Source organism: Streptomyces sp. NPDC006265, from assembly GCF_040613555.1.
Classification (GTDB): domain Bacteria; phylum Actinomycetota; class Actinomycetes; order Streptomycetales; family Streptomycetaceae; genus Streptomyces.
Window position 1 is genome coordinate 1 of the sequence record NZ_JBEXSH010001264.1, and the last position, 1,889, is coordinate 1,889.

1 protein-coding gene is annotated in these 1,889 nt (G+C 68.4%); it reads left to right on the plus strand.

Features of this window, described 5'->3' with window-relative positions; genetic code table 11:
• Window positions 1-72 precede the first annotated feature (72 nt).
• Window positions 73-1,889 (plus strand): pyruvate formate lyase family protein (locus ABZ281_RS47860; RefSeq protein ID WP_356664962.1); only part of this gene is annotated, 1,817 nt, incomplete at its 3' end.

Sequence of the window (1,889 nt, forward strand, 5' to 3'; positions counted from 1 at the left end):
GACGTCGCGAGCGACGAGCATCGAAGTGCAGGCAGTTCACGCGCAGAACGCAGAGCGAGGGAGAGACCGGCGATGACCGCAACGGTGGCAGCTGGACCCCGGGCGACGACCGAGGCATGGCAGAGCTTCGCCGGCACGCGCTGGCGGGACCACGTCGACGTGCGTGACTTCATCCAGGCCAACTACACCCCGTATGAAGGCGATTCCGCATTCCTGGCCGGGCCGACCGAGCGCACGCTCGCCGTCTGGAACAAGGTCGCTCGCCTGTTCCCCGAGGAACGGCGCCGCGGCGTCCTCGACGTCGACCCGGGCAACCCGTCCACGATCACCTCGCACCGGCCGGGCTTCATCGACCGCAACCGCGAACTGATCGTCGGTTTGCAGACCGACGCCCCGCTGCGGCGGGCGATCATGCCCAACGGCGGCCTGCGGATGGTGGAGAACGGACTGAAGGCGTACGGCTACCAGGCCGACCCCTTCGTCACCCGCGTCTTCAGCACCTACCGCAAGACCCACAACGCCGGCGTCTTCGACGCCTACACCCCCGAAATGCGGGCAGCCCGCAAGGTCGGGATCATCACCGGGCTGCCGGACGCCTACGGCCGCGGCCGGATCATCGGCGACTACCGGCGCGTCGCCCTGTACGGCACCGACCGGCTGATCGAGGCCAAACGGGCCGAGCAAGCCCGGCTCTGCGCGCAGCCCTCCAGCCCGGACGTCATCCGCGACCGCGAGGAACTCGCCGAGCAGATCCGGGCACTGGGCGAGCTGGCCGAGATGGCAGCCTCGTACGGCTGCGACGTCACCGGCCCCGCCGCCACCGCACACGAGGCCGTCCAGTGGCTCTACCTGGGCTTCCTGGCGGCGGTGAAGGAGCAGAACGGCGCCGCGATGTCGCTGGGCCGCACGTCCACCTTCCTGGACATCTACCTCCAGCGCGACCTCGACGAGGGAACCATCGATGAGACGCGCGCCCAGGAGCTGATCGACGACTTCGTGATCAAGCTGCGGATCGTACGGTTCCTGCGCACCCCCGAGTACGACGCCCTGTTCTCCGGCGACCCCACCTGGGTGACGGAGTCCATCGGCGGCATCGGCACCGACGGACGTCCGCTGGTCACCCGCACCTCGTTCCGTTTCCTGCAGACCCTCTACAACCTCGGTCCGGCCCCCGAGCCGAACCTGACCGTTCTGTGGTCGCCGCGGCTGCCCGAGCGCTTCAAGGAGTTCTGCGCCCAGGTCTCCATCGACACCAGTGCGATCCAGTACGAGTCCGACGACCTGATGCGGCCGCGCACCGGCGACGACACCGCGATCGCCTGCTGCGTGTCCGCGATGGCGGTGGGCAAGCAGATGCAGTTCTTCGGCGCCCGGGTCAACCTGGCCAAGGCGCTGCTGTACGCGGTCAACGGCGGAAGGGACGAGATAACCGGTGAGCAGGTCGCGCCCGAGGCGCCCGCGCTGACCCGTGAATACCTGGACTACGAGCAGCTGCGGGCGGCATACGACCACATGCTCGACTGGCTCGCGGCCACGTACGTCGACGCGCTCAACGTCATCCACTACATGCATGACAAGTACGCCTACGAGCGCGTCGAGATGGCCCTGCACGACCACCCGGTGCACCGGTTCATGGCGTGCGGCATCGCCGGCCTGTCCGTCGCCGTGGACAGCCTGTCCGCCGTCAAGTACGCGCGCGTGAAGGTCTTCCGGGACGCCACCGGACTCGCGGTCGACTTCCGGACCGAGGGGGAGTTCCCGGCGTACGGCAACAACGACGACCGTGCCGACAGTATCGCCGTCGACCTGGTGGAGTCGTTCATGGCCAAGGTGCGCAAGCACCCGACCTACCGGGACGCCGAGCACACACAGTCGGTGCTGACCATCAC